1 pseudogene is annotated in these 1261 nt (G+C 58.0%); it reads right to left on the bottom strand.

Features of this window, described 5'->3' with window-relative positions:
• Window positions 1-1261: pseudogene (locus tag HMPREF2726_RS10720) on the bottom strand (hypothetical protein); the annotation flags it as partial.

Here is a 1261-nt window from a genome sequence, read left to right as displayed (position 1 = left end):
TTGGTGTAATACAACTGGCTGCCGTTGATCGCATCGGTAGAATCCGCAGATACCACACCTGCCGCCACACCTTGTACCTGACGGGTCTCGTCCGTACCGTTGCCGACGGTAACGACACCGGCAACTTTGTTCGCTGCGGCAGTCGAACCTGCTTTGCCTGCCACGGCTTTGTCGTTCAGACCACCGTAGGTGTAGGCTTCGCCTTTGGCTGCATCAGCCGTATGGATGCCTTGGGTTTGGGCGCGGTCGCCGAGGTAGACGGAGTCTTTAACCGTGGCTTTGATGTTGCTGCCCAGTGCGTAGGCGTTGTCGGCGGATACGTTGTTGTTGTTACCGATGGAGTAAGAGCTGTTGCCGCTTACTACGGTCGGGTCACCGATGGCGCCGGAGTTTTTGCCGCTGACGATGTTGCCGGTACCGATGGCGATGGTGTTCTCGGCATTGGCTTTGGCGCCTTTACCGATGGCGATGGCGTTGGTGCCTTTGGAGGCGGCTTGGAAGCCGACTGCCGTGGCGTATGCGCCGCTCGCGCTGGAGTCTTCGCCGTTGCGTGCCTGTACGTCAGGGTTCACTTCGCCGTCGTTGGTATGGAAGAACTTGATACCTTGTTCGTTCATACGGCCTACGGCTTCGATGACGTTGTTGGTCACGTACATGCCTTGGTCTTCGACGTTGTAGGTCACGAGGCTGTAACCGTTGGACTGGGCAATCTTGGTCTCGTTCGTGACGTTGGTCACGTTCGGATTGGTGCTGTTGTCCACCAGGGTAATGTTTTTGATATTACCCAAGCCTGCTTTGCCGTCTGCTTCGACTGACGGCGGCGCGGTGTTGACGTTGCCGCCGTTGCTGCCGATCAGTTCGTAAACTTGGTGCAGTTGTCCGCCGTTGACGGCATCGGTGCTGCCTGCGGCAACGGTGCCTGCGGCGACGCCGGTCACTTTCTTACCGCCTGCGTTGATGCCCTCGGCAGTGATGTTGACATCGCCTGCTTTCAGACCGTCTTTACCCAGCGCCACTTTGTCGCCGACGTTGACGCCGTTGTTGTTCACAACCGTATCGCCTGCTTTGACGCTGTCTACTTTCAGGTCTTTGTTGAGGCCGACCTGAATGCCGTTCGCGCCTGCGGTGGTGGTGATGTTGGCATCACCTTTAACCGCCACGGTATCGCCCAGTTTGTTGGCTACGGTCGTACCGCTGTCGCCTGCGAAGCTGATGCCTTTGTTGTCTACCGCGTCTTTCGCCGCGACGCCTTTGGCGATGT

The organism is Neisseria sp. HMSC074B07, from assembly GCF_001810355.1.
Classification (GTDB): domain Bacteria; phylum Pseudomonadota; class Gammaproteobacteria; order Burkholderiales; family Neisseriaceae; genus Neisseria.
Note: the sequence above shows the minus strand (reverse complement) of the source record. Positions and strands in the feature narration are given on the sequence as shown.